Source organism: Psychrobacter sp. YGAH215 (genome assembly GCF_007280595.1).
GTDB lineage: Bacteria > Pseudomonadota > Gammaproteobacteria > Pseudomonadales > Moraxellaceae > Psychrobacter > Psychrobacter faecalis.
In genome coordinates this window covers 1-6,012 of record NZ_VKLR01000044.1, presented here as the reverse complement: position 1 = coordinate 6,012, position 6,012 = coordinate 1, and the positions used below count along the sequence as shown (strand labels likewise).

At 37.7% G+C, this 6,012-nt stretch carries 4 protein-coding genes; 3 read left to right on the top strand and 1 reads right to left on the bottom strand.

The genetic code is table 11. The features are described 5' to 3' along the window. Positions 1–182, bottom strand: a 182-nt coding sequence (locus FOR85_RS12275; protein WP_144297889.1) for a transposase, incomplete at its 3' end; no start/stop codon positions are given. 100 nt (positions 183–282) lie between these two features. Between FOR85_RS12275 and FOR85_RS12270 the strand changes: the two genes are divergently transcribed. The 3 genes from FOR85_RS12270 (at position 283) to FOR85_RS12260 (ending at position 5,471) form a co-directional block, all read left to right on the top strand. Beyond that, complete coding sequence (locus FOR85_RS12270; protein ID WP_144298141.1) at positions 283–3,255, top strand: phospholipase effector Tle1 domain-containing protein; 2,973 nt, start codon at positions 283–285, stop codon at positions 3,253–3,255. Positions 3,256–3,285: 30 nt separating this feature from the next. Continuing rightward, complete coding sequence (locus FOR85_RS12265) at positions 3,286–3,849, top strand: hypothetical protein (RefSeq protein WP_144298140.1); 564 nt, start codon at positions 3,286–3,288, stop codon at positions 3,847–3,849. 659 nt (positions 3,850–4,508) lie between these two features. Further along, entirely contained in the window at positions 4,509–5,471 is a 963-nt protein-coding gene (locus FOR85_RS12260; protein ID WP_144298139.1) for a hypothetical protein, read from the top strand. The last annotated feature ends 541 nt before the right edge of the window (positions 5,472–6,012 follow it).

The window sequence follows — 6,012 nt, the reverse complement described above, 5'->3', positions numbered from 1 at the left end:
GGATCATATTGTTCTGTACCAACAAGCTTGCCTTGATTGGCTTTGTTATGCCAGTTTGATAGCGTTTGCATGGCAATGCCAAGTTGCTTTGCAGTCGCTGAGATATTGCCGTTATTGTCTGCTATCTTCTTAACGGCTTCTGCTTTAAATTGGGTGCTATAAGTTCTGATTTTCTTGGTCATGATAAACTCCAGTTAATACGCTTAGTTTACCAAGTTTATCTCTACGGTTTCTTCAGCATAGCTCATAGTGACCAGCTATCGTTATGACAAAGATGGTAGTATGATAAGTACTACTACTTTGCCTGATGGTATTGAAATACTTAGTCATAACAATCAGATTCGCTATAAAGCGCCTGATGACATCAGAGCCACCGCTATCTATAGTCAAAGCACTCACCAAGCCTCTGGCATCAATCAAACCAGCTATCAATTAGGGCAGCACATCGTTATGGGTCATTTCTATGACGATAACGGTCAATTCTCAGGTCTCAGCTACCGCAATATACCGAAGTCTGGTGACAATCCTTTTATCCGCTCGGCACATGCAGATGATATCATTCCGCTATTTAGTCAGCAGTGGCAACGCACCTCTGACGGTATTGTAGGTCAAGTCACTGAGCTTGACTACCAAGCTGTGCCTAAAGAGTACAACTATCTCTATGACAGCCAATATCACCTTATTACTAGCTCATACCAGCCTATAGAGCTGGATAATACCTTTACTCAAGTGAGCGCGGCTAGCAAACAGACAGCCAATCAGAACAATGACGACACTATCGAAGCCCGTTATATCTATGACGAGCTTGGCAACCGCATGCTAGGTATTGATGATTCAAAAACTCTAAAGAAATATCAATACGATGATAAAGGTAGGTTAACCGCTATCACGCCTATTGCTCAAACTGCAGACAGTCAAAACGTTAACGCTCAAAGCATTACTTATGATGCGGCTGGACTTCCTACTCAGTACGGCGTCTATAAGCTAAGCTACAGCGCAGGACAGCTGAGCCAAGTCAAAGACAAGTCAGGGAAGCTCGTTGCCGAGTATAGCTATAACGATGAAGGGCAACGCATTAAAAAAACAGTCTATCAAAAGGACAACAAGCTACTTACCGCACCAGAGACTAGCTATTATGTCTATGAAGACAGCCAGCTCCAGCATGAGCTGGACGGTGAGGGCAATATTGTTCGTCATTATGTCTATATCGGTAATACTCTAACCGCTATGATGGACTACCCACGAAGTAAGCACGGTAAGCTGTTGACTACAGAACAACCAAATATCTCATTATGGCAGCGAGGTAAGAACTGGGTAAGCAAGCTATGGGGTCAAGACAGCGCTTATCCAAGTATCAACTATGTCATCACCGACTATCTAGGACGTCCGCGTCAAGTACGTGATGGTGAGACCAATCTACTGAAATGGCAATTTACACCTACTGCTTTTGGGGGTCAGGTCGATGACAGTATCAAAAGCAACAACTACGAGCTAAACGTACGCTTCCCGGGTCAGTACGAAGATACAGAGACGGGACTGTACTACAATCATTGGCGCTATTACGACCAAGACACGGGTCGTTATCTATCTGCTGATCCGTTAGGACTTGGCGGGGGTGAGAATCTGTATGCTTATGTTAATGCGACGCCGACACACTTTATCGATCCACCCGGGCTGTTGCTATTTGCTTTTGATGGGACAAACAATCAAGACTATAAAAATCTTGGTTTTATAGAAGGAATAGGTAAGGATGAGTATGGTCAGCAACACGAGGCACCCTCTAATGTCGTCAAATTTAGGGATCTTTACCGTATCAATCAAGACCCTAATGCACCTCAAGAGCCCAATTTCTACACGCCAGGTAAGAAATGGAAGTACGCAGAAGTCTCTGGTGATAAAGTAAATTTCAAAGAACAGCAAAAGTCTTTTAGTGATGTAAATTTACAGAATAATGTGTTCTATATGGCAGGCGCGGGTACTACAGATCAATATACAGGCGTATCTGCCGATAAGAAAAGCCTTGGTAATAAAGCTGATCTTGGTCACGGTTTATCAATAGTACTGCGTGTCGATGCGATGGTCGGTTATCTATACGACTACTTAGAGCAAGTATATACAGATCCGAATGTGATAAAGCGCGATGAAAAAGGCTTCGTCACTTCTAAATATGCTATCACATTAGACACTGTTGGTTTTAGTCGAGGAGCCGCTTCTGCTCGTATGTTTGCCAGTAAGGTCAAGACGTTAATGAATACAGGTTATTGGGAAACTCATGATCAAACAATTACAGGCAATCCTAAAGATTCTGCAAGAAGAGAATGGAAGTATACTTCTAAATTTCTAAAGGATTGCGGTATTGACTTTAATTTCAATTTTATGGGATTGATGGATACGGTTCCCGCTTATGGTAGTGAACAAAATAACGACATGGAAGATTTGCGGAAGTTTGGTATGGATTTGACAGTAGATGATACCTTTAAAAGTGTCGTACACGCTGTGGCAATGAATGAAAATCGGTATCAGTTCTCTCGGCGCTCTATTTATGATGACCATGCAGACGCGACTTTAAACAATAATATGACTAACTCTACTGGCAACTTCCGCTTAGAAAAAGGCTTTTTAGGGGCGCACTCTGATATCGGTGGCGGTTATGCTGAAGGCGACTTATCCAATGCAGCGCTAATGTGGATAATTAAGCATGCCAAAGAAGCAGGAATAAAATTTGATGACTCTATCATAAATAGAGAAAAATATAATCGTGTAGATGATCCTGTTGTCCATGATAGCGTTGCTCGTTTTAAAGTATTTACCCCAGGTAGCGAGTTCCGCTGGGCAAATGATGCCTCAAAAGGTTATGAAGAAGCCAGTATCTTCAAAACCCAAGATCATCTGGAGCTCTCATGGGAATATATCAAAGATAATTTTGAAAACCCTAATTATAAACGGTTTGATATAATAAAGAATCAAACGGAAGACTTTCTGGCAACAGGTGAGGCGTTTAGAGAAGGCAGTTTACTTGGTATGTTAACATCTCATCCGCTTCAATTTAATAGTAAGATGAATAAGTACAAAGAGCTTAAACAAGAAGGTAAAAGTGAAGGTTATGATATTCTATTCAATACTTCAAAAGAACAAGTTATACGTATTACGGACTATTTAAACTGGGTAAATTGTCATTATGGTCTAAATATCTCAACGAGCGTCAGTAAAGACATAAGACTACCTACTAAAAAAAATGTCTGCGAAGGCGTATAAATTGTACATTAAAATATCAAGGAGCAAATTATGAAATATAAGAATTTGTTATTAGTTAGCATTGTTACTTTAGTCACAATATCAGGTTGTGCTGCTACTAATCTTGTTGGCATAGGAGATACTTCATTTACTATTGATTTCTCTCAGAAAGAGACTAATAGTAGAGAAGATCCTACATTTATTATTAAACAGACTCCACAAATTGCAGGTAAATGTACTTATGATACGTCAGGTAAAACGTCTTACTTTTTTTGGGGTGGTCAGTGTCATTTCAGAAACTCTATACCTAATAGGATAGAAATTCAATACGCTAAATGGAAACCCTACTATCAAATTCCTGTACCAATGGATAATTACATTACACAGTATGGGAACTCGTTACCGGCTAGTGCGTGGAAAACTTATACCATTTATCCGAAGCAAATTATGGCAGAAGTAAAAAATAGAAAGAACCCTGATAACACTCCTTTTGCACCCCGAATCATTGCTAAAAAAAGTATGATGGTATTTTTAGACATTGATGCTAGCGGTAACGTAACGCTTCGTGATGATGCGCAATATGGTTATACCAACAATGTTGAAGCTTATCGCTAAAATTAAATTAATAATCCTGTAAAGGACTTTTATAAGCCAGATAGCGCATGCATCTGGCTTTTTTGTCATAATTTATGATATTAGTCTATCCACAACTATCAACTATGATACTAGACTACCTATCAAAAAAGATAAGTGTAGCGCTTGATGACAGTTAATTATATACAAACACTAAGGATACAGTTAAGAAAGCTATAAAATTGTTATTAGCTAGCGTTACATCGTTATGACCTCTGCCAGACTGTAGCAATCAATGAGTATCATGCTCACTTTCATAAACGCTTTATTTTTGAAAATCAAACGCAAGCTACTAGATTTAAGCCTTCTTATTCATCGGACATGAGAATTACCATTCACAGCTTAGATGATTTTTATTTGCAGTACAAATATATAGTAATGTCTTTTAATTTATCATAAGATGGATGCTTAAACTATTTTATACTTATGAGAAAATTTGTACTAACACAGTTCTCGTACATGCAGTTATTAGCCCAATCTTAAAGCGTGGAGCTAAAACGTAAAATATCAGCTATAAATATTATCTAACATGTATGATGACTGTGTTTTTTAGTGGCTTCATAATAGAGTCATCTGCCATTATAGTTTCTGTAATTTCCTACAAAATGTACAAAAATATCTCAATAATAAAGGGGGTTCAAATGTTAAAACCAAGAAGCGTCTTGCTTTGTTCTGGTATTCTACTCAGCTGCTCTATGTTAGCTGCTTGTGGTAGCGATGACTCTGACTCAAGTGTATCGAGTAATGAAAATGTAAGTGAATCAGCGTACGAGTTTATCAGCTTCATAATTGATGATGATTCGCAGCCAGGTTTGGATGGCATCAGTTATATCAATAGGCAGAACCTTAGAGTTACCGCAAATGGTGTAATGCTTACAGAATATGATGTGTACGGTAACTCCGACTTGGATGATAATGAGGGTCCAGAATCTATATTACCAAGCTTAATACTGGCTAAAAATTTGAAATATCTATCTACCAATGAGTTTAAAAATTTTAAATACATAGATAATGATACGCTTGAAGAAATATATAAAGATGAAAAAACGGGTAAAACAATCATCAAGACACAGATAAAAAATCCTATTAAGATTTCAGGTCCATCATCTGAGAACATAAGTGTTACTCTTGATTTTCTTCCTCGTATTGCAAACAAAGGCTATAATTTTCCTAATGGATCGCTATGCTACAATTATCGTAATAAAAGTGATAAAGAATATTTCGAATTTGATTTAGATTTTCCATCAGAATATCCGAGTCTAATGGCTTGGAAAAACGACAGAAGTCCCAAAAACGGCATTAATCCAATATTTAATACGATGATGGTCGGTTCAGATAATGATATCAGCGTTAACTATGTCACCTATTCAGATGATATAGATAAGGATACTAATGGCTCAGCCAGTCTACCTATATTCGGTACTGCTCCACCACAAGCACTAGCAGCTGTAATTTACGAAGGAAAACTGTATGAAGGAACTCTATTTTATCCTTCTGACATCTCTTCCCCAACTGATCCATCCGTTAGTCAGATATTTTGTTTAGGTTATAATAAGGTAGCTGCTGACTATATTGAAAGAGAAATTAAAAACTCTTATAGATAACTATCTTTAAAGTACTGAAAAAGGCTAAATGTGTATGCATTTAGTCTTTTTTTATATGTATAGTCAATTCACTCTAAAAATGACATAGCGCTGCTGGGATGAATTTTGCGCAGCCTCTGTGATAACAGCACGCAAGTAAAATTTATACCAGTAGCGCGTTTAGATTTATAACAATTTTAATTTGAACTGACTATAGATTTTAGAGGCTAGATTAGTGTGTTTATCATTTTAAACTTTATCATTCTACGATTTTATATCGAATACGCGACTCTCAACTTAACATAAGTCGTTGGGAAATACGGCATTAGCTTAATTAAGAACTTTAAAAAACTATAATGCTAAAATAAAAGCGCTAGCCTATAGTAAAACTATAATGATAGTTGGGAGTAGTGTTACGGAATGTAATAGTAACTTTAATTACAAACTTATTGCCAAAAATATCTGCTGTTTACGAGTTTAAAGTTTTGAACCGCCCCGACTATATCGGAGAGTGGATTGCTTGAGTCAGGCAGCTTTGTCTGACTCAATAAAACTATCATAG

Excerpts from the sequence above, each read along its gene's own strand:
- FOR85_RS12270 (WP_144298141.1), top strand. The coding sequence starts at position 283 with ATGATAAGTACTACTACTTTGCCTGATGGTATTGAAATACTTAGTCAT.
- FOR85_RS12265 (WP_144298140.1), top strand. The coding sequence starts at position 3,286 with ATGAAATATAAGAATTTGTTATTAGTTAGCATTGTTACTTTAGTCACA.
- FOR85_RS12260 (WP_144298139.1), top strand. The coding sequence starts at position 4,509 with ATGTTAAAACCAAGAAGCGTCTTGCTTTGTTCTGGTATTCTACTCAGC.